Origin of the sequence: Actinotalea ferrariae (genome assembly GCF_019733465.1) — a bacterium.
In the GTDB taxonomy this organism is placed as follows: domain Bacteria; phylum Actinomycetota; class Actinomycetes; order Actinomycetales; family Cellulomonadaceae; genus Actinotalea; species Actinotalea ferrariae_A.
The window spans coordinates 16,362-35,737 of sequence record NZ_JACVQL010000002.1 but is presented as its reverse complement, the minus strand read 5'-3'; the positions used below and the strand labels follow the sequence as shown (position 1 = coordinate 35,737).

Sequence of the window (19,376 nt, the reverse complement as noted above, 5' to 3'; positions counted from 1 at the left end):
CGGCCGGTGACCGCGCGCGAGCTCGTGCGCGTCCTGCGCCCGGGCCGACGGGCATCACCGTCGGCGGGCGTGACCGGCTCCGGGGTGGCGTCGCGCCGGCCCTCCGCGCCACCCGGCGCCACGGTGGCCGACCTCGTCGCGCACCAGGGACGGGTGCACGCCGTGGTGGCCGACGCCGCGGGGCTGCGCCTCGTGGACCTCGCGCCCGTGGCGAGCGTCGACGAGCTCACGCGGCGGCTGCGTGCCGACCTCCAGGTGCTCGCGAACCCCGTGCTCCCGATCCCGCTGCGCGACGGCGTGCGCCGTTCGCTCGCGCGCGGTCTCGGACGGCTCGACGAGCTCCTCGTGCGTCCGCTCGGCGCGCCCGGCCCGCTGCACGTCGTCGCCGGCGGTGCGCTCGTGACGCTGCCGTGGGGGCTGGTGCCCTCGCGTGCGGGGCTGCCGACGAGCGTCAGCCCGCGGCTCCAACTGGCGCCCGTCCGTGCGCGGGGCTCGGCCGCCGTCGTGCTGGCCGGTCCGGGGCTCGGCCACGCGCGGGCCGAGGCCGAGGTGGTGGCCGCCACGTGGCCCGACGCGCGGCTCCTTCTCGGCGAGGCGGCGACGACGTCCGCGGCCGCCGACGCGCTGCGCACGGCCGACGTCGTGCACCTCGCCGCCCACGGCCACCACGAGACGGACAACCCGCTGTTCTCCTGGGTGCGGCTCGCGGACGGGCCGCTCTTCGCCCACGAGCTCGAGGGCGCCGTGCTGCCCGGCTCGTTCGTCGTGCTCTCGGCGTGCGAGGTCGGCCGCGCCTCGGTGCGACCCGGCGGCGAGGTGCTCGGGCTCGCGAGCGTGCTCCTGCGGCTCGGCGCGGGCGCGGTCGTCGCGTCGCTCGCGCCGCTGCGCGACGACGTCGCCGCCCGGGTCATGCCCACGCTGCACGTCCTCGTCCGTCGGGGCGCGAGCCCGGACGCTGCGCTCGCGGCGGCGTGCTCAGGGCTCGACGAGCCGGTGCCCCTCACGTGCTTCGCGCCGCTCGTCGTCGCCGTGCCCGAGACCGACGCCGACGCCGGCGACGACCGCCCCGGCCGCGAGCACCGCGGCGGCTGAGGACCCCTCGAGGAGGAGCCGGCCCGCCGGACCGGACGCCGGGACGTCGCGACCGGGCGCCGACAGGTCCGCCCGAGCGCTGCACGCGGGGAGGACCCCGTCGCCGTCGTGCGCGGTCACGGCGAGGACCCCGGCGACCGACGCGGGGAAGGCGAGGACGTCGGGACCGAGGTCGCCCGCCGCGACGACCACGCGGACGCCGCGCTCGGTCACCCCGCGCAGGACCATCGCGACGCGGCGGCCGAGCCGGCGCCGGCCGAACGGCAGCACGAGCACCTCCGCGCCCTCGGCGACGACCCGGCGGACCGCGCGGACCAGCAGCTCGTCGCTCGTGAACCCGCCGGGCGTGAGCACGGGGGCGACGAGCAGCCGGGCGTCCGGCACGAGTCCCCGCACGTCGCGGACGCCCTGGCCGACGAGGAGGGACGCGTGCGCGGTCGCGAGGGGCGACGGCGCACCGGCCGAGCGGCTCGAGAGGTCGCTCAGGAGCGCCCCGCGCAGGTCCGGGTGCTCGACGTCGACCACGCCGTCGAGCAGGGCGACCCGTGCACCGCGGCCCGTGCGCGCGGGGTCGACGTGGGGGAAGGGCACGCGCGCGACACCGGGACCAGGGGCGTCGGGGTCGTCGGCGCACCGGTCGGCGAGCCAGCGGGCGAGGTCGACCGGCGCCAGGCGCGCGGACGGCCGGTCGGTGAGCAGTACGGTCATGGCGGTGACGCTCCTGTGGTCCCCCGGGGCGCCCGGCGGCGCCCTCCACCCCCTCAGGAGAGCGCACCGGACCCCGGTGTGACACGCGATTTGGTCACGCGCCGGACGTCACGTACGCTGATCGGGCCCAAGACCGCAGGTCGTCGGCTGCCCGGACCCGCATCTGCTCGCAGGTGCTGGCGCGGGCGGTGGACCGAAGTCCCGCTCATCGAGCGGAGGCCGGCGCAGGTGAAGGACTCAGGACCGGACGGCGGCGCCGTGCGCACGGACTCGTGCGTGGCACCACCAGCCTCTCGAGCCCCGCGCCTGCGCGGGGCTCTTCTCATGTCCGGGCTCGGCGCAGACGACCGGCGGTACGACCACCGGAAGGATTGCCATGGCGAGGCCGGACAAGGCAGCCGCGGTAGCCGAGCTCTCGGACCAGTTCCGTGACTCGAACGCCGTCGTGCTGACCGAGTACCGCGGGCTCACCGTCGCGCAGCTCAAGCAGCTGCGTCGCGCGCTCAGCGGCAACGCAACCTACGCCGTGGTGAAGAACACGCTGTCCGCCATCGCGGCCAAGCAGGCTGGCGTCGAGATCGCCGACGACCAGCTCGCCGGCCCCTCGGCCGTCGCCTTCGTGACCGGTGACCCGGTCGAGGCGGCCAAGGGCCTGCGTGACTTCGCCAAGGCCAACCCGCAGCTCGTCATCAAGGGCGGTGTCCTCGACGGACGCTCCCTGAGCGCTGCGGACATCACGAAGCTCGCGGACCTCGAGTCCCGCGAGGTCCTGCTGGCCAAGCTGGCCGGCGCCATGAAGGCGTCGCTCTTCGGGGCGGCGTACCTGTTCACCGCGCCCACGGCCAAGGCCGTGCGCACCATCGATGCCCTGCGCGAGAAGCGGGCGACCGAGGAGCAGGCGGCCTGACCTCCGGGTCCTGACCGTCCGCCCCTCGACACACCACCCCACCTGCTCACCGGCTCCACCAGTACCGCCGGCGCAGGGCAACCAGGAAGGAACGCCACCATGGCGAAGCTCACCACCGAGGAGCTCCTCGACGCGTTCAAGGAGCTCACGCTCATCGAGCTCTCCGAGTTCGTGAAGGCCTTCGAGGAGACCTTCGAGGTCACCGCTGCCGCTCCCGTCGCCGTGGCCGGCCCGGCCGCCGGTGGCGCCGGCGCCGCTGCCGCCGAGGAGGTCGAGGAGAAGACGGAGTTCGACGTCGTCCTCGAGGCCGCCGGCGACAAGAAGATCCAGGTCATCAAGGAGGTGCGCGCCCTCACGAGCCTGGGCCTCAAGGAGGCCAAGGACCTCGTCGACGGCGCCCCCAAGGCCGTCCTGGAGGGCGTCAACAAGGAGACGGCCGACAAGGCCGTCGCCGCGCTCGAGGGTGCCGGCGCGACCGTCACCGTCAAGTGACGTCTGCCTGACCCTGCAGCACCCGGCGCCCACGGCGCCGACGCTCGACAGCGAGGCCCGCACCCTTCGGGGTGCGGGCCTCGCCGCTTCCCCCGGCCGGACCCGCCGCCCCGGCCGGAGCCCCTACGCCGCCGGACCCGCCGCCCCGGCCGGAACCCCTACGCCGCCGGACCCGCCGCCCCGGCCGCCGCCGTCCGGATGCTCGAACGCGAGCCCGCGTGCAGGTGGCCCGGTCCAGGACGTGCTCGGACGCACACGAGCTCGGACGCGAACATCCGGACGCCGCGGTGGGGGACAGGTGCTGGCGGTCGGAGCGGGATCGAGCCCGTCGTGGAGGCCGGATCGAGCCCGTCATCGGTGGGCGCGGGGGCCGGATGAGACCACGGCGGCGATGCCGGGTCAAGTCGTCCGATGACCTCAGTGGACAGGCGGCGACAGCTCGGGTACGCTAGCGCTTTGCGCTGGCTTGTGCCTGCACCCCTCAACCCGCCCCCGGTTCGCCGTCGTGCCCGAGTTCTGCCCGGTGCCCGATCGCTCGCCGTCGTCGGACGAGGGTAGGCCATGACCCGGCGCGCGTGCACTCGATCCGCAGGGAAGGACCCCTCTTGGCTGCCTCGCGCACCCCTTCTGCTCCAAACGCCGACGCTATCGCGAACCGCACTGCATCCCGCCGCATCTCCTTCGCCAAGATCCACGAGCCGCTCGAGGTCCCTGACCTCCTGGGCCTGCAGACCGAGAACTTCGACTGGCTCCTCGGCAACGCCGCGTGGCAGGAGCGGGTCGCCGCTGCGGTCGAGGCCGGCCGGCAGGACGTCCCGGAGACGTCCGGTCTGGAGGAGATCTTCGAGGAGATCTCCCCGATCGAGGACTTCGGTGGCAGCATGTCGCTCTCCTTCCGGGACCACCGCTTCGAGCCGCCGAAGTACACGGCCGAGGAGTGCAAGGAGAAGGACTTCACGTACGCCGCGCCGCTGTTCGTCACGGCCGAGTTCGTGAACTACACCACCGGTGAGATCAAGAGCCAGACGGTCTTCATGGGCGAGTTCCCGCTCATGACCGAGCGCGGCACCTTCATCATCAACGGCACCGAGCGCGTCGTCGTCTCGCAGCTCGTCCGCTCGCCGGGCGTCTACTTCGAGCGCACCGCGGACAAGACGTCCGACAAGGACATCTTCACGGCGAAGATCATCCCGTCGCGCGGCGCCTGGCTCGAGTTCGAGATCGACAAGCGCGACGCCGTCGGCGTGCGCGTCGACCGCAAGCGCAAGCAGTCCGTCACGGTGCTGCTCAAGGCCCTCGGCCTGACCGAGTCGCAGATCCGCGAGGAGTTCGCGCAGTTCCCGGCCGTCCTCGAGACGCTCGAGAAGGACCACGTGAACACCGAGGAGGAGGCCCTCCTCGACATCTACCGCAAGATCCGCCCGGGCGAGCCGCCGACGGTCGAGGCCGGCCGCGCGCTCCTCGAGAACTTCTACTTCAACCCCAAGCGCTACGACCTCGCCAAGGTCGGCCGCTACAAGGTGAACAAGAAGCTCGGCATCGACGCGCCCCTCACGGACTCGGTGCTGTCGGTCTCCGACGTCGTCGCGACGGTGAAGTACATGGCCGCGCTGCACGCCGAGGTCGCCACCATCCCGGGCACGAAGGCCGGTGAGCCGGTCGACGTCCGCGTCGAGACGGACGACATCGACCACTTCGGCAACCGCCGCATCCGCGCGGTCGGCGAGCTCATCCAGAACCAGGTCCGCACGGGCCTGTCCCGGATGGAGCGCGTGGTCCGCGAGCGCATGACGACGCAGGACGTCGAGGCGATCACGCCGCAGACCCTGATCAACATCCGCCCCGTGGTGGCGTCGATCAAGGAGTTCTTCGGCACGTCGCAGCTGTCGCAGTTCATGGACCAGAACAACCCGCTCGCCGGCCTGACGCACAAGCGTCGTCTGTCCGCGCTGGGCCCGGGTGGTCTGTCCCGTGACCGTGCCGGCATGGAGGTCCGTGACGTCCACCCGTCGCACTACGGCCGCATGTGCCCGATCGAGACCCCTGAGGGCCCGAACATCGGCCTCATCGGCTCGCTCGCGACGTACGGGCGGATCAACCCGTTCGGCTTCGTCGAGACGCCGTACCGCAAGGTCACGAACGGCCACGTCACGGACGAGGTGCACTACCTCACCGCCGACGACGAGGACCGCTACGTCATCGCCCAGGCGAACGCGCCGCTCGAGGAGAACGGCAAGTTCGCCGAGGACCGCGTGCTGATCCGCCGCAAGGGCGGCGAGGTCGAGATCGTCCCCGGCGAGGCCGTGGACTACATGGACGTCTCGCCGCGCCAGATGGTGTCGGTCGCGACGGCGATGATCCCGTTCCTCGAGCACGACGACGCCAACCGCGCGCTCATGGGCGCCAACATGCAGCGCCAGGCCGTGCCGCTGGTGCGCTCCGAGGCGCCCCTGGTCGGCACCGGCATGGAGCGGCGTGCGGCCGTCGACGCGGGCGACGTCATCGTCGCGACGAAGGCCGGTGTGGTGACCGAGGTCTCCGCCGACCTGGTCGTCGTCGCGAACGACGACGCCACGACGTCGACCTACCGGATCGCCAAGTTCCGCCGGTCGAACCAGGGCACGTCCTACAACCAGCGCGTGCTGGCCAACGAGGGCGAGCGGGTCGAGGTCGGCTCCGTGCTGGCCGACGGTCCGGCCACGGACGAGGGCGAGCTCGCGCTCGGCCGCAACCTCCTCGTCGCGTTCATGTCGTGGGAGGGCCACAACTACGAGGACGCGATCATCCTGTCGCAGCGCCTCGTGCAGGACGACGTCCTCTCCTCGATCCACATCGAGGAGCACGAGGTCGACGCGCGCGACACCAAGCTCGGCCCGGAGGAGATCACGCGGGACATCCCGAACGTCTCCGAGGAGGTCCTCGCGGACCTCGACGAGCGCGGGATCATCCGCATCGGTGCCGAGGTCGCGGCCGGCGACATCCTGGTCGGCAAGGTCACGCCCAAGGGCGAGACCGAGCTCACCCCGGAGGAGCGCCTGCTCCGCGCGATCTTCGGCGAGAAGGCCCGCGAGGTGCGCGACACGTCCCTCAAGGTGCCCCACGGCGAGTCCGGCACGGTCATCGAGGTGCGCACGTTCAACCGCGAGGACGGCGACGAGCTGCCCGCCGGCGTGAACGAGCTGGTCCGCGTCTACATCGCGGCCCGCCGCAAGATCACGGACGGCGACAAGCTCGCCGGCCGTCACGGCAACAAGGGCGTCATCTCCAAGATCCTCCCGGTCGAGGACATGCCGTTCCTGCCCGACGGCACCCCCGTCGACGTCGTGCTCAACCCGCTCGGCGTGCCCGGCCGCATGAACGTCGGCCAGGTGCTCGAGACCCACCTCGGGTGGGTCGCCAAGCAGGGCTGGGACATCGAGCTCGCGGACGCCTCGGCGGAGTGGGTCAAGGACGTGCCGTCGGCGGCCGCGCGCAACGTGCCGGGCAACCCGGTCGCGACGCCCGTGTTCGACGGCGTCCCCGAGACGGTCCTCACCGGCCTGCTCGACGTGACGCACCCCAACCGCGACGGCGAGCGCATGGTGAGCTCGACCGGCAAGGCCCGGCTCTTCGACGGCCGCTCCGGCGAGCCGTTCCCGGAGCCGGTCTCGGTCGGCTACATGTACATCCTCAAGCTGCACCACCTGGTCGACGACAAGATCCACGCGCGCTCGACCGGCCCGTACTCGATGATCACCCAGCAGCCGCTCGGTGGTAAGGCGCAGTTCGGCGGTCAGCGGTTCGGCGAGATGGAGGTGTGGGCCCTCGAGGCGTACGGCGCCGCCTACACGCTGCAGGAGCTCCTCACCATCAAGTCGGACGACGTCCCCGGACGCGTCAAGGTGTACGAGGCCATCGTCAAGGGCGAGAACATCCCCGACTCGGGCATCCCGGAGTCGTTCAAGGTCCTCCTCAAGGAGATGCAGTCGCTCTGCCTGAACGTGGAGGTGCTGTCCTCGGACGGCGTCTCCATCGACATGAAGGAGAACGACGACGAGGTCTACCGGGCCGCGGAGGAGCTGGGCATCGACCTGTCCCGCCGCCCCAACGCCTCGAGCATCGAAGAGATCTGACCTCGCGGGCCCGCCGGGACTCCCCAGTCCCGGCGGGTCACGCCACCGGCTCTCACCGGCCGACACAGTCACGGTGAACACAGACAGACGAAGGAAGTAGGACACCTTGCTCGACGTCAACGTCTTCGACGAGCTGCGCATCGGCCTGGCGACCGCGGAGGACATCCGCACCTGGTCGCACGGCGAGGTCAAGAAGCCCGAGACCATCAACTACCGGACTCTCAAGCCTGAGAAGGACGGTCTCTTCTGCGAGAAGATCTTCGGTCCCACGCGGGACTGGGAGTGCTACTGCGGCAAGTACAAGCGCGTGCGCTTCAAGGGCATCATCTGCGAGCGCTGCGGCGTCGAGGTGACCCGGTCCAAGGTCCGTCGTGAGCGCATGGGCCACATCGAGCTCGCCGCGCCCGTGACGCACATCTGGTTCTTCAAGGGCGTCCCGTCGCGCCTCGGCTACCTGCTCGACCTCGCGCCGAAGGACCTCGAGAAGGTCATCTACTTCGCCGCGTACATGATCACCGAGGTCGACGACGAGGGCCGGCAGGAGGACCTCCCCAACCTCCAGAACGAGATCGACCTGGAGAAGAAGGAGATCACCAACCGCCGCGACGTCGACATCGACAAGCGTGCGCGCAAGCTCGAGGCCGACCTGGCCGAGCTCGAGGCCGAGGGTGCCAAGGCCGACGCACGCCGCAAGGTGCGCGACTCCGCCGAGCGCGAGATGGCCCAGATCCGCAAGCGCTCGGACGCCGAGCTCGAGCGTCTGGACGCCGTCTGGGACCGCTTCAAGAACCTCAAGGTCGCGGACCTCGAGGGCGACGAGATGCTCTACCGCCAGCTCACGGACCGGTACGGCAACTACTTCAAGGGCGCCATGGGCGCCGCGGCGATCCAGAAGCGCCTCCAGGACTTCGACCTGGACGCCGAGGCCGCGTCGCTGCGCGACATCATCAAGAACGGCAAGGGTCAGCGGAAGACGCGTGCGCTCAAGCGCCTCAAGGTCGTCAACGCGTTCCTGACGACGAGCAACACGCCCCAGGGCATGGTGCTCGACGCCGTCCCGGTCATCCCCCCGGACCTGCGCCCGATGGTGCAGCTCGACGGTGGCCGGTTCGCGACGTCGGACCTCAACGACCTGTACCGCCGCGTGATCAACCGCAACAACCGGCTCAAGCGCCTGCTCGACCTCGGTGCGCCCGAGATCATCGTCAACAACGAGAAGCGGATGCTCCAGGAGGCCGTCGACGCGCTGTTCGACAACGGCCGCCGCGGTCGTCCGGTGACGGGCCCGGGCAACCGGCCCCTCAAGTCCATCTCGGACATGCTCAAGGGCAAGCAGGGCCGGTTCCGCCAGAACCTGCTCGGCAAGCGCGTCGACTACTCGGGCCGCTCGGTCATCGTCGTCGGCCCGCAGCTCAAGCTGCACCAGTGCGGCCTGCCCAAGCAGATGGCGCTCGAGCTCTTCAAGCCGTTCGTCATGAAGCGGCTCGTCGACCTCAACCACGCGCAGAACATCAAGAGCGCCAAGCGCATGGTCGAGCGCGCCCGTCCCCAGGTCTGGGACGTGCTCGAGGAGGTCATCACCGAGCACCCGGTGCTGCTGAACCGCGCACCCACGCTGCACCGCCTCGGCATCCAGGCGTTCGAGCCGCAGCTCGTCGAGGGCAAGGCCATCCACCTGCACCCGCTCGTCTGCGGCGCGTTCAACGCCGACTTCGACGGTGACCAGATGGCCGTGCACCTGCCCCTGAGCACGGAGGCGCAGGCCGAGGCCCGCATCCTCATGCTCTCGAGCAACAACATCCTCAAGCCGTCGGACGGCCGTCCGGTGACCATGCCCTCGCAGGACATGATCATCGGTCTGTTCCACCTGACGGCCCACAAGGACGACGAGGACGCCGTCGGCGCCGGCCGCATGTTCAGCTCCGTGGCCGAGGCGATCATGGCCTTCGACCAGCACTCGCTGGACATCAACGCGGTCGTCACCATCCGGATGGCCGACCTGGTCCCCGGTGACGGCGACCACGGCCTGCCCGAGGACTGGCAGCCGGGTGACGTGGCGCTCGTGCGGACGACGCTCGGTCGCGCGCTGTTCAACGAGCTGCTGCCCGTCGACTACCCGTACGTCAACGGCGTCGTCGACAAGAAGAAGCTCTCGGCGATCGTCAACGACCTGGCCGAGCGGTACCCCAAGGTCGAGGTCGCGGCGAGCCTGGACGCGCTCAAGGAGGCCGGCTTCCACTGGGCCACCCGGTCCGGCGTCACGATCGCCATCTCCGACGTGGCGACGCCGAGCGAGAAGGCCGCAATCCTCGAGGAGCACGAGGCGCGTGCGGAGAAGATCCAGGGTCAGTACGACCGCGGTCTGATCACGGACGACGAGCGCCGTCAGGAGCTCATCGAGATCTGGACGCAGGCGACCGACGAGGTCGCCAAGGCGATGCAGAAGAACTTCCCGGCGCGCAACACGGTCAACCGCATGGTGGGCTCGGGGGCTCGAGGCAACTGGATGCAGGTCCGTCAGATCGCCGGCATGCGCGGCCTCGTGGCGAACCCGAAGGGCGAGATCATCCCGCGCCCGATCAAGTCCAACTACCGCGAGGGCCTCACGGTCGTCGAGTACTTCATCGCGACCCACGGCGCCCGCAAGGGCCTGGCGGACACCGCTCTGCGGACCGCCGACTCGGGGTACCTCACGCGTCGTCTCGTCGACGTCTCGCAGGACGTCATCGTCCGCGAGGAGGACTGCGGCACCGAGCGGGGTCTGACCCTGCCCGTCGCCGAGGCCCTGCCCGACGGCTCGCTGCGCCGCCACGACAAGGTCGAGACGAGCATCTACGCCCGGACCGTGGCGACGGACGTCGTCGCGCCGGACGGCACCGTCGTGGCCCGTGCGGGCGACGACGCGGGTGACCTCGTCATCGCCGCCGCGCTCGCGGCCGGCGTGACCGAGGTCAAGGTCCGCTCCGTCCTCACGTGCGAGTCGCGTGTCGGCACGTGCGCCAAGTGCTACGGCCGCTCGCTGGCCACCGGCAAGCTCGTGGACATCGGCGAGGCGGTCGGCATCATCGCCGCCCAGTCGATCGGCGAGCCGGGCACGCAGCTCACGATGCGTACCTTCCACACCGGTGGTGTGGCGTCGGCCGAGGACATCACGCAGGGTCTGCCGCGTGTCCAGGAGCTCTTCGAGGCCCGCACCCCCAAGGGTGAGGCGCAGATCGCGGAGTTCTCGGGCCGGGTCGCCATCGACGAGTCGGACCGCGTGCGGCGCATCGTCCTCACGCCCGACGACGGCTCCGAGGAGATCGCGTACCCGATCACGAAGCGTTCGCGCCTGCTCGTGCAGGACGGCGACCACGTCGAGGTCGGCACGCAGCTCGCCCAGGGTGCGGTGGACCCCAAGAAGGTCCTGCGCATCCTCGGCCCGCGCGCCACGCAGAAGCACCTCGTGGACGAGGTCCAGGAGGTCTACCGCTCGCAGGGTGTGGACATCCACGACAAGCACATCGAGGTCATCGTTCGGCAGATGCTGCGGCGCGTGACGGTGCTCGACTCGGGTGACACGGACCTCCTGCCGGGCGAGCTCGCCGAGCGCGGCCGGTTCGAGGACGCCAACCGTCGGGCAGTCGCCGAGGGTCGCCAGCCGGCCTCCGGCCGTCCGGAGCTCATGGGCATCACGAAGGCGTCGCTCGCGACGGACTCGTGGCTGTCGGCGGCCTCCTTCCAGGAGACGACGCGCGTGCTCACCGAGGCGTCGATGAGCGGTCGGTCCGACCCGCTGCTCGGCCTCAAGGAGAACGTCATCATCGGAAAGCTCATCCCGGCGGGTACTGGTCTTCCCCGGTACCGGAACGTCGCGGTCGAGCCGACCGAGGAGGCCAAGGCCGAGCTGTACCCGAGCTTCGGCTACGACGAGATCGACTTTCCGCCGCTCGGCATGGGCTCCGGCGAGGCGATCCCGCTCGAGGACATCGACTTCGGCGACCTGCGCTGACGTCACCTCGCTGACGGAGGGGGTCCACCACGGTGGGCCCCCTCCGTCGCTCTTCCACCCCTGCCGCGCGCCGGTGGGAGCGACCTACATCACTTTGACGCTCTCGCGGAGCAGCAGGTAACGTAAGTCCCTGTGCCTGCGCCGTCGGGCCTTCGCGTGTGCATCGCGTGTGCGCCCGCCCGGGAGACCGGGGCCGGCCGTCCGGGATGCCGGGTGGTCGCCACCTCCGCGCGGTCCACCGTCCAGATCATGCTGGCGGTCGGTGCCGCGTCCAGAGGGTCGACACGCCCGGATGCGTGGGTCGGCAGTCGGCGGCGCAGGACGAAAGACCCCAGGCCCGGCACCAGCCGGTCCTCATGGCCGGCAGCGTTCAGACAGGTGCCGGTCGACCAGAGCCAGACCGAGAAGACGGAGACGTAGTGCCCACGATCCAGCAGCTCGTGCGCAAGGGACGGACGTCCAAGACGACGTCGTCCAAGACGCCGGCCCTCAAGGGCAGCCCGCAGCGGCGCGGTGTGTGCACCCGCGTCTACACCACGACCCCGAAGAAGCCGAACTCCGCGCTGCGCAAGGTCGCACGCGTGAAGCTCTCGAGCCAGATCGAGGTCACCGCCTACATCCCCGGCGTCGGCCACAACCTCCAGGAGCACTCGATCGTGCTCGTGCGCGGCGGTCGTGTGAAGGACCTCCCGGGTGTCCGCTACAAGATCGTGCGCGGTGCGCTCGACACCCAGGGTGTCAAGAACCGCAAGCAGGCGCGCAGCCGCTACGGCGCCAAGAAGGGGAACTGAGATGCCTCGCAAGGGTCCGGCCCCGAAGCGGCCGCTCATCGTCGACCCGGTCTACGGGTCGCCCGTCGTCACCCAGCTCGTGAACAAGGTCCTCCTCGACGGCAAGAAGTCCGTCGCCGAGTCGATCGTCTACGGCGCGCTCGAGGGTGCCCGCGAGAAGACCGGCGGCGACCCCGTCGTCGTCCTCAAGCGTGCGCTCGACAACGTGCGTCCGTCGCTCGAGGTCAAGTCCCGCCGCGTCGGTGGCGCCACGTACCAGGTGCCCGTCGAGGTCCGTCCGGTCCGCGCGACGACCCTCGCGCTGCGCTGGCTCGTGGACTACGCCCGTGCGCGTCGCGAGAAGACCATGACCGAGCGCCTCATGAACGAGATCCTCGACGCGTCGAACGGCCTCGGTGCCGCGGTGAAGCGCCGCGAGGACATGCACAAGATGGCCGAGTCGAACAAGGCGTTCGCGCACTACCGCTGGTAGTCGCAAGCCGGCGGGAGACCGCCGCTCGGCCGGGAACGGCCATCCAGGCCCGCACCACACCTCGGCCCACCCGGCCACCACCGACTGCTCCAAGAAGGGCTCCACACCGTGGCACTTGACGTGCTGACCGACCTCAACAAGGTCCGCAACATCGGCATCATGGCGCACATCGACGCCGGCAAGACGACGACCACCGAGCGGATCCTGTTCTACACGGGGGTCAACTACAAGATCGGTGAGACGCACGACGGCGCCTCGACGATGGACTGGATGGAGCAGGAGCAGGAGCGCGGCATCACGATCACGTCGGCCGCGACGACCTGCTACTGGAAGAACAACCAGATCAACATCATCGACACGCCCGGGCACGTCGACTTCACGGTCGAGGTGGAGCGCTCGCTCCGCGTCCTCGACGGTGCGGTCGCCGTGTTCGACGGCAAGGAGGGCGTCGAGCCCCAGTCGGAGACGGTCTGGCGCCAGGCGGACAAGTACAACGTCCCGCGCATCTGCTTCGTCAACAAGATGGACAAGCTCGGCGCGGACTTCTACTTCACGGTCGACACGATCGTGAACCGCCTCAAGGCCAAGCCGCTCGTCATCCAGCTGCCCATCGGCTCGGAGAACGACTTCATCGGTGTCGTCGACCTCATCGAGCAGAAGGCGCTCGTGTGGCGCGGCGAGACCAAGCTCGGCGAGGAGTACTCCATCGAGGAGATCCCGGCCGACATGGTCGAGAAGGCCGAGCAGTACCGGGCCGACCTCATCGAGGCCGTCGCCGAGACGAGCGAGGAGCTCCTCGAGAAGTACCTCGGCGGCGAGGAGATCAGCGTCGACGAGATCAAGGCGGGCATCCGCGCGCTGACCATCTCGTCGCAGGCCTACCCGGTCCTGTGCGGCTCCGCGTTCAAGAACAAGGGCGTCCAGCCCATGCTCGACGCGGTCATCGCCTACCTGCCGTCGCCGCTCGACGTGCCGGCCATCGAGGGCCACGACGCCAAGGACCCCGAGATCGTGGTCGAGCGCCACCCCGACGCGACGGAGCCGTTCTCGGCCCTCGCGTTCAAGGTCGCGACGCACCCGTTCTTCGGCAAGCTGACGTACGTCCGCGTGTACTCCGGCAAGGTCCCCTCCGGTGCCCAGGTGATCAACTCCACCAAGGGCAAGAAGGAGCGCATCGGGAAGCTCTTCCAGATGCACTCCAACAAGGAGAACCCGGTCGAGGAGGCCACGGCCGGCCACATCTACGCGTTCATCGGCCTCAAGGACGTCACCACGGGTGACACCCTGTGCGACCCGGCCAACCCGGTCGTGCTCGAGTCCATGACCTTCCCGGAGCCCGTCATCGACGTGGCCATCGAGCCGAAGACGAAGGGCGACCAGGAGAAGCTGTCGGTCGCCATCCAGAAGCTCGCCGAGGAGGACCCGACCTTCCGCGTCAAGCTCGACGAGGAGACCGGCCAGACCGTCATCGGCGGCATGGGCGAGCTCCACCTCGACATCCTCGTCGACCGCATGCGGCGCGAGTTCAAGGTCGAGGCCAACGTCGGCAAGCCGCAGGTCGCCTACCGCGAGACGATCCGCCGCAAGGTCGAGAAGATCGACTACACGCACAAGAAGCAGACCGGTGGGTCGGGCCAGTACGCCAAGGTCCAGATGACGTTCGAGCCGCTCGAGTCGGAGGAGGGCGAGCTCTACACGTTCGTCAACGCCGTCACGGGTGGTCGCGTCCCGCGCGAGTACATCCCGAGCGTCGACGCCGGCATCCAGAGCGCGATGGAGCTCGGCGTGCTCGCCGGCTACCCGCTCGTCGGCATCAAGGCGACGCTGCTCGACGGTGCGGCGCACGACGTCGACTCGTCCGAGATGGCGTTCAAGATCGCCGGCTCGATGATCCTCAAGGAGGCGGTCCGCAAGGCGGACCCCGTGCTCCTCGAGCCGGTCATGGCCGTCGAGGTGCGCACCCCCGAGGACTACATGGGTGAGGTCATCGGCGACATCAACTCTCGCCGCGGCATGATCCAGTCCATGGAGGACGCCACCGGCGTCAAGGTGGTCCGCGCGCTCGTCCCGCTGTCGGAGATGTTCGGCTACGTCGGCGACCTGCGCTCCAAGACGCAGGGCCGCGCGGTGTACTCGATGCAGTTCGACAGCTACGCCGAGGTTCCTCGTAATGTTGCCGAGGAGATCATCAAGAAGACCCGGGGCGAGTAGTCCCACAGGTCGTCAGCAAGTCCAGTTCCACACACAACCTGTAGCGACCCGCACGCCCCGCAGGAGTCAGCCGGCACCTGCATCGTTCGGCACAACTACCCCAGTCCGAGGAGGACCCCAGTGGCGAAGGCCAAGTTCGAGCGGACCAAGCCGCACGTCAACATCGGGACCATCGGTCACGTCGACCACGGCAAGACGACGCTGACCGCTGCCATCTCGAAGGTGCTGCACGACAAGTACCCCGACCTGAACCCCTTCACGCCGTTCGACGAGATCGACAAGGCGCCGGAGGAGAAGCAGCGCGGTATCACGATCAACATCGCGCACGTCGAGTACCAGACGGAGAAGCGTCACTACGCTCACGTCGACGCGCCCGGTCACGCCGACTACATCAAGAACATGATCACGGGTGCCGCGCAGATGGACGGCGCCATCCTCGTGGTCGCCGCGACGGACGGCCCGATGGCCCAGACGCGTGAGCACGTCCTGCTCGCCCGTCAGGTCGGCGTGCCCTACCTGCTCGTCGCGCTCAACAAGTCCGACATGGTCGACGACGAGGAGATCCTCGAGCTCGTCGAGATGGAGGTCCGGGAGCTGCTCTCGGCCCAGGGCTTCGACGGCGACGACGCGCCCGTCGTGCGCGTCTCCGGCCTCAAGGCGCTCGAGGGCGACCCGCAGTGGGTCAAGGCCGTCGAGGACCTGCTGGACGCGGTCGACGAGTCCGTGCCGGAGCCGGTGCGTGACATGGACAAGCCGTTCCTCATGCCGATCGAGGACGTCTTCACCATCACGGGCCGTGGCACCGTCGTGACCGGCAAGGTCGACCGCGGCAAGCTCGCGATCAACTCCGAGGTCGAGATCGTCGGCATCCGCCCGGCGCAGAAGACCACGGTCACCGGTATCGAGATGTTCCACAAGCAGATGGACGAGGCGTGGGCCGGCGAGAACTGCGGCCTCCTGCTCCGTGGCATCAAGCGTGAGGACGTCGAGCGCGGCCAGGTCGTCGTGAAGCCGGGTTCGATCACGCCCCACACCAACTTCGAGGCCCAGGTCTACATCCTGGCCAAGGACGAGGGCGGGCGTCACAACCCCTTCTACTCGAACTACCGTCCGCAGTTCTACTTCCGCACCACGGACGTCACCGGCGTCATCACGCTGCCCGAGGGCACCGAGATGGTCATGCCCGGCGACAACACCGAGATGACGGTCGAGCTGATCCAGCCGATCGCCATGGAGGAGGGCCTCGGCTTCGCCATCCGTGAGGGTGGCCGGACCGTCGGCTCGGGCCGTGTGACGAAGATCCTCAAGTGATGTGAGCGAGGGCCCGGGCCGTGCGCCCGGGCCCTCGCCATGTCCGTTGGTGTGCCTCCACCCGCGCGACGCGCGGGGTGTGACCCGCGTGACCCGCACCCGAGTTGGTGATCGGGGCCTCGGGGTGGCACACTGTTCAGGTTGCCCGGCGCCGCCGTGCGCTGCGCCTTGCTGGGAGTGGTCCTCCGGACCGGCTCTCCGAGGCGCGGTGGTCAGGCGAGGGGCCGGCAGCCACGTACGACAGACGTTGAGGACCAGGTGCCTCGCCCGCAGCCGCGGGTGGGACTGGCTCCACACAGCATCCAACGACCTCGCTCCTCACGGTGCGCAGCGCGAAGGTGTGTCGCGAGAAGCGACACGCCCGAGTGCGGGGGTCGGACAGCTAGCGGTTCGAGAGAGAGAGTCAGACGACGCCATGGCGGGACAGAAGATCCGCATCCGGCTCAAGTCCTACGACCACGAGGTCATCGACAGCTCGGCGCGCAAGATCGTCGACACGGTGACACGCGCTGGTGCGACGGTCGTGGGTCCGGTGCCGCTGCCGACTGAGAAGAACGTGTTCGTGGTGATTCGGTCGCCTCACAAGTACAAGGACAGCCGCGAGCACTTCGAGATGCGCACCCACAAGCGCCTCATCGACATCATCGATCCCACGCCGAAGGCCGTCGACTCGCTCATGCGTCTCGACCTGCCTGCGGACGTGAACATCGAGATCAAGCTCTGAGGGAGATCACGATGACCACCCTTCCCCAGAACGCGAAGCCGGTCACGGCCGTGCTGGGCACCAAGCTCGGCATGACCCAGGTGTGGGACGAGGCCGGGCGCCTCGTGCCCGTCACCGTCGTGCAGGTCGGCACCAACGTGGTGACCCAGGTCCGCGACGTCGACACGGACGGCTACGCGGCCGTCCAGCTGGCCTACGGGCCGATCGACCCGCGCAAGGTCACCCAGCCCCTCAAGGGCCACTTCGAGAAGGCCGGCGTGACGCCCCGTCGTCACGTCGCCGAGATCCGGACGTCCGACGCCGGCGAGTTCGCGCTCGGCCAGGAGATCACCGCGGCCGCCTTCACGGCCGGCCAGGCGGTCGACGTCGTCGGCACGACCAAGGGCAAGGGCACGGCCGGTGTGATGAAGCGTCACGGCTTCTCCGGCGTCGGCGCCTCCCACGGTGCGCACCGCAACCACCGCAAGCCGGGCTCGATCGGTGGCGCCTCGACGCCGTCGCGCGTGTTCAAGGGTCTGCGCATGGCCGGTCGCATGGGTCACGTCCGCCAGACCACCCAGAACCTGACCGTTCACGCGGTCGACGCAGAGCGGGGTCTCCTGCTCGTCAAGGGTGCCGTCCCCGGCCCCAAGGGCGGCGTCGTCCTCGTGCGTAGTGCCGCGAAGGGGGCGTGACGATGTCCGCGCTGACCGTTGACGTGCTGGACGCCACGGGCAAGAAGGCCGGCACCGCCGAGCTTCCTGCCGAGGTGTTCGACGTCCAGACGAACGTGCCGCTGATCCACCAGGTCGTGGTGGCCCAGCTGGCCGCCGCCCGCCAGGGCACGCACTCCACGCTGCGCCGCGGCGAGGTCTCCGGTGGAGGCCGCAAGCCCTACAAGCAGAAGGGGACCGGCCGCGCCCGTCAGGGCTCGACCCGTGCACCCCAGTTCGCCGGTGGTGGCATCGTGCACGGCCCCAAGCCGCGCGACTACAGCCAGCGGACCCCCAAGAAGATGAAGGCGGCCGCCCTGCGCGGTGCCCTGTCCGACCGGGCCCGCGCCGGCCGCGTGCACGTCGTCGAGAGCTTCGCGCTCGAGGGCTCCGTGCCGTCGACCCGCACGGCGATCGCGACGCTCGCGTCGATCTCGCAGCGTCGCCACGTCCTCGTGGTGCTCGAGCGGGGCGACGACGCCAGCTGGAAGTCGCTGCGCAACGCGGAGCAGGTCCACCTGCTCCTGGCCGACCAGCTCAACACGTACGACGTGCTCGTCTCCGACGACGTCGTCTTCACCCGCGGTGCGCTCGAGGCCTTCCTCACGCGTCCCACGGGCAAGGCGGCGAAGGCCGTCGCGACGTCGACCGAGGCCGAGCAGGACGCTGAGGAGACGAAGTGACCACCCTGAACAAGGACCCGCGCGACATCCTGATCTCGCCGGTCGTCTCCGAGAAGAGCTACGGCCTCCTCGACGAGGGCAAGTACACCTTCGTCGTCGACCCGCGCGCCAACAAGACGGAGATCAAGATCGCCGTCGAGCAGGTGTTCGACGTCGAGGTCGCCTCGGTGAACACGATCAACCGCAAGGGCAAGTCGCGGCGGACGAAGTTCGGCCTGGGCAAGCGCAAGGACACCAAGCGCGCGATCGTCACGCTGCGCTCGGGCACCATCGACATCTTCGGCGGACCGGTCGGCTGACGCCGGACCGACGAGACACAAGGGACTGACCTCCATGGGAATCCGCAAGTACAAGCCGACGACGCCCGGCCGTCGTGGCTCGAGCGTGGCCGACTTCGTCGAGATCACGCGCTCCGAGCCCGAGAAGTCGCTGGTCCGGCCGCTGCACAAGACCGGTGGCCGTAACAGCACCGGTCGCGTGACGATGCGCCACCAGGGTGGCGGCCACAAGCGCGCCTACCGCGTGATCGACTTCCGTCGCCACGACAAGGACGGCGTGCCGGCCAAGGTCGCGCACATCGAGTACGACCCCAACCGCACGGCGCGCATCGCGCTCCTGCACTACGCGGACGGCGAGAAGCGCTACATCATCGCGCCGAACAAGCTGTCGCAGGGTGACGTCGTCGAGAACGGTGCCGGCGCCGACATCAAGCCCGGCAACAACCTGCCGCTGCGCAACATCCCGACCGGTACGGTCATCCACGCCATCGAGCTCAAGCCGGGTGGCGGCGCCAAGATGGCCCGCTCCGCGGGCGCCTCGGTGCAGCTGGTGGCCAAGGACGGTCCGTACGCGCAGCTCCGTCTGCCGTCGGGCGAGATCCGCAACGTCGACCTGCGCTGCCGCGCGACGGTCGGCGAGGTCGGCAACGCCGAGCAGTCGAACATCAACTGGGGCAAGGCCGGCCGCATGCGCTGGAAGGGCAAGCGCCCCTCGGTCCGTGGTGTCGCGATGAACCCGATCGACCACCCGCACGGTGGTGGTGAGGGCAAGACGTCCGGTGGTCGTCACCCCGTGAGCCCGTGGGGTCAGCCCGAGGGCCGTACCCGTCGCCCGAACAAGCCGAGCGACAAGCTCATCGTCCGTCGCCGTCGTTCCGGCAAGAACAAGAAGCGCTGAGAAGGAGCCTGACA

At 69.7% G+C, this 19,376-nt stretch carries 15 protein-coding genes; 14 read left to right on the top strand and 1 reads right to left on the bottom strand.

Annotated features, from left to right (window positions below):
* Positions 1-1,092: CHAT domain-containing protein (locus ICW40_RS00255; protein ID WP_221651787.1), on the top strand; the 1,092-nt coding region annotated here is incomplete at its 5' end.
* Here the strand turns inward: ICW40_RS00255 and ICW40_RS00250 are convergent.
* Positions 976-1,800, bottom strand: a complete 825-nt coding sequence (locus tag ICW40_RS00250) for a S8/S53 family peptidase (protein WP_221651786.1) — start codon at positions 1,798-1,800, stop codon at positions 976-978. The genes ICW40_RS00255 and ICW40_RS00250 overlap by 117 nt on opposite strands.
* Positions 1,801-2,176: 376 nt before the next feature.
* Here ICW40_RS00250 and rplJ point away from each other — a divergent pair, with 376 nt between their 5' ends.
* The 13 genes from rplJ (at position 2,177) to rplB (ending at position 19,362) form a co-directional block, all read left to right on the top strand.
* Entirely contained in the window at positions 2,177-2,707 is a 531-nt protein-coding gene (rplJ, locus tag ICW40_RS00245; RefSeq protein WP_221651785.1) for a 50S ribosomal protein L10, read from the top strand.
* A 99-nt stretch (positions 2,708-2,806) separates the two neighbouring features.
* Positions 2,807-3,199: a 50S ribosomal protein L7/L12 gene (gene rplL / locus ICW40_RS00240; RefSeq protein WP_221651784.1), complete on the top strand. Its 393-nt coding sequence runs from the start codon at positions 2,807-2,809 to the stop codon at positions 3,197-3,199.
* A 605-nt stretch (positions 3,200-3,804) separates the two neighbouring features.
* Positions 3,805-7,311 (top strand): DNA-directed RNA polymerase subunit beta, encoded by a 3,507-nt coding sequence (gene rpoB / locus ICW40_RS00235; RefSeq protein WP_221651783.1) that lies wholly within the window; start codon positions 3,805-3,807, stop codon positions 7,309-7,311.
* A gap of 106 nt (positions 7,312-7,417) precedes the next feature.
* Positions 7,418-11,302, top strand: coding sequence for a DNA-directed RNA polymerase subunit beta' (locus ICW40_RS00230; RefSeq protein WP_221651782.1), 3,885 nt, complete (start codon positions 7,418-7,420; stop codon positions 11,300-11,302).
* A 419-nt stretch (positions 11,303-11,721) separates the two neighbouring features.
* On the top strand, positions 11,722-12,093 hold the full coding sequence (gene rpsL / locus ICW40_RS00225) for a 30S ribosomal protein S12 (RefSeq protein ID WP_199422678.1): 372 nt from the start codon (positions 11,722-11,724) through the stop codon (positions 12,091-12,093).
* A 1-nt stretch (position 12,094) separates the two neighbouring features.
* On the top strand, positions 12,095-12,565 hold the full coding sequence (gene rpsG, locus ICW40_RS00220) for a 30S ribosomal protein S7 (RefSeq protein ID WP_221651781.1): 471 nt from the start codon (positions 12,095-12,097) through the stop codon (positions 12,563-12,565).
* A 108-nt stretch (positions 12,566-12,673) separates the two neighbouring features.
* Complete coding sequence (gene fusA / locus ICW40_RS00215; protein WP_308121519.1) at positions 12,674-14,776, top strand: elongation factor G; 2,103 nt, start codon at positions 12,674-12,676, stop codon at positions 14,774-14,776.
* A 120-nt stretch (positions 14,777-14,896) separates the two neighbouring features.
* Positions 14,897-16,087 (top strand): elongation factor Tu, encoded by a 1,191-nt coding sequence (gene tuf / locus ICW40_RS00210; RefSeq protein ID WP_221651780.1) that lies wholly within the window; start codon positions 14,897-14,899, stop codon positions 16,085-16,087.
* Positions 16,088-16,502: 415 nt separating this feature from the next.
* A complete protein-coding gene (gene rpsJ / locus ICW40_RS00205) occupies positions 16,503-16,811 on the top strand; it encodes a 30S ribosomal protein S10 (protein WP_019146773.1) in 309 nt (102 codons plus the stop codon).
* Between the two features lie 11 nt (positions 16,812-16,822).
* A complete protein-coding gene (rplC, locus tag ICW40_RS00200) occupies positions 16,823-17,485 on the top strand; it encodes a 50S ribosomal protein L3 (protein ID WP_221651779.1) in 663 nt (220 codons plus the stop codon).
* 2 nt (positions 17,486-17,487) lie between these two features.
* Entirely contained in the window at positions 17,488-18,186 is a 699-nt protein-coding gene (rplD, locus tag ICW40_RS00195; protein WP_221651778.1) for a 50S ribosomal protein L4, read from the top strand.
* Positions 18,183-18,485 (top strand): 50S ribosomal protein L23, encoded by a 303-nt coding sequence (gene rplW / locus ICW40_RS00190; RefSeq protein WP_199422684.1) that lies wholly within the window; start codon positions 18,183-18,185, stop codon positions 18,483-18,485. The genes rplD and rplW overlap by 4 nt, the downstream gene beginning before the upstream one ends.
* 34 nt (positions 18,486-18,519) lie before the next feature.
* Positions 18,520-19,362 carry a 50S ribosomal protein L2 gene (rplB, locus tag ICW40_RS00185; RefSeq protein WP_221651777.1) on the top strand — a complete coding sequence of 281 codons (843 nt, stop codon included), beginning with the start codon at positions 18,520-18,522 and terminating at the stop codon, positions 19,360-19,362.
* The last annotated feature ends 14 nt before the right edge of the window (positions 19,363-19,376 follow it).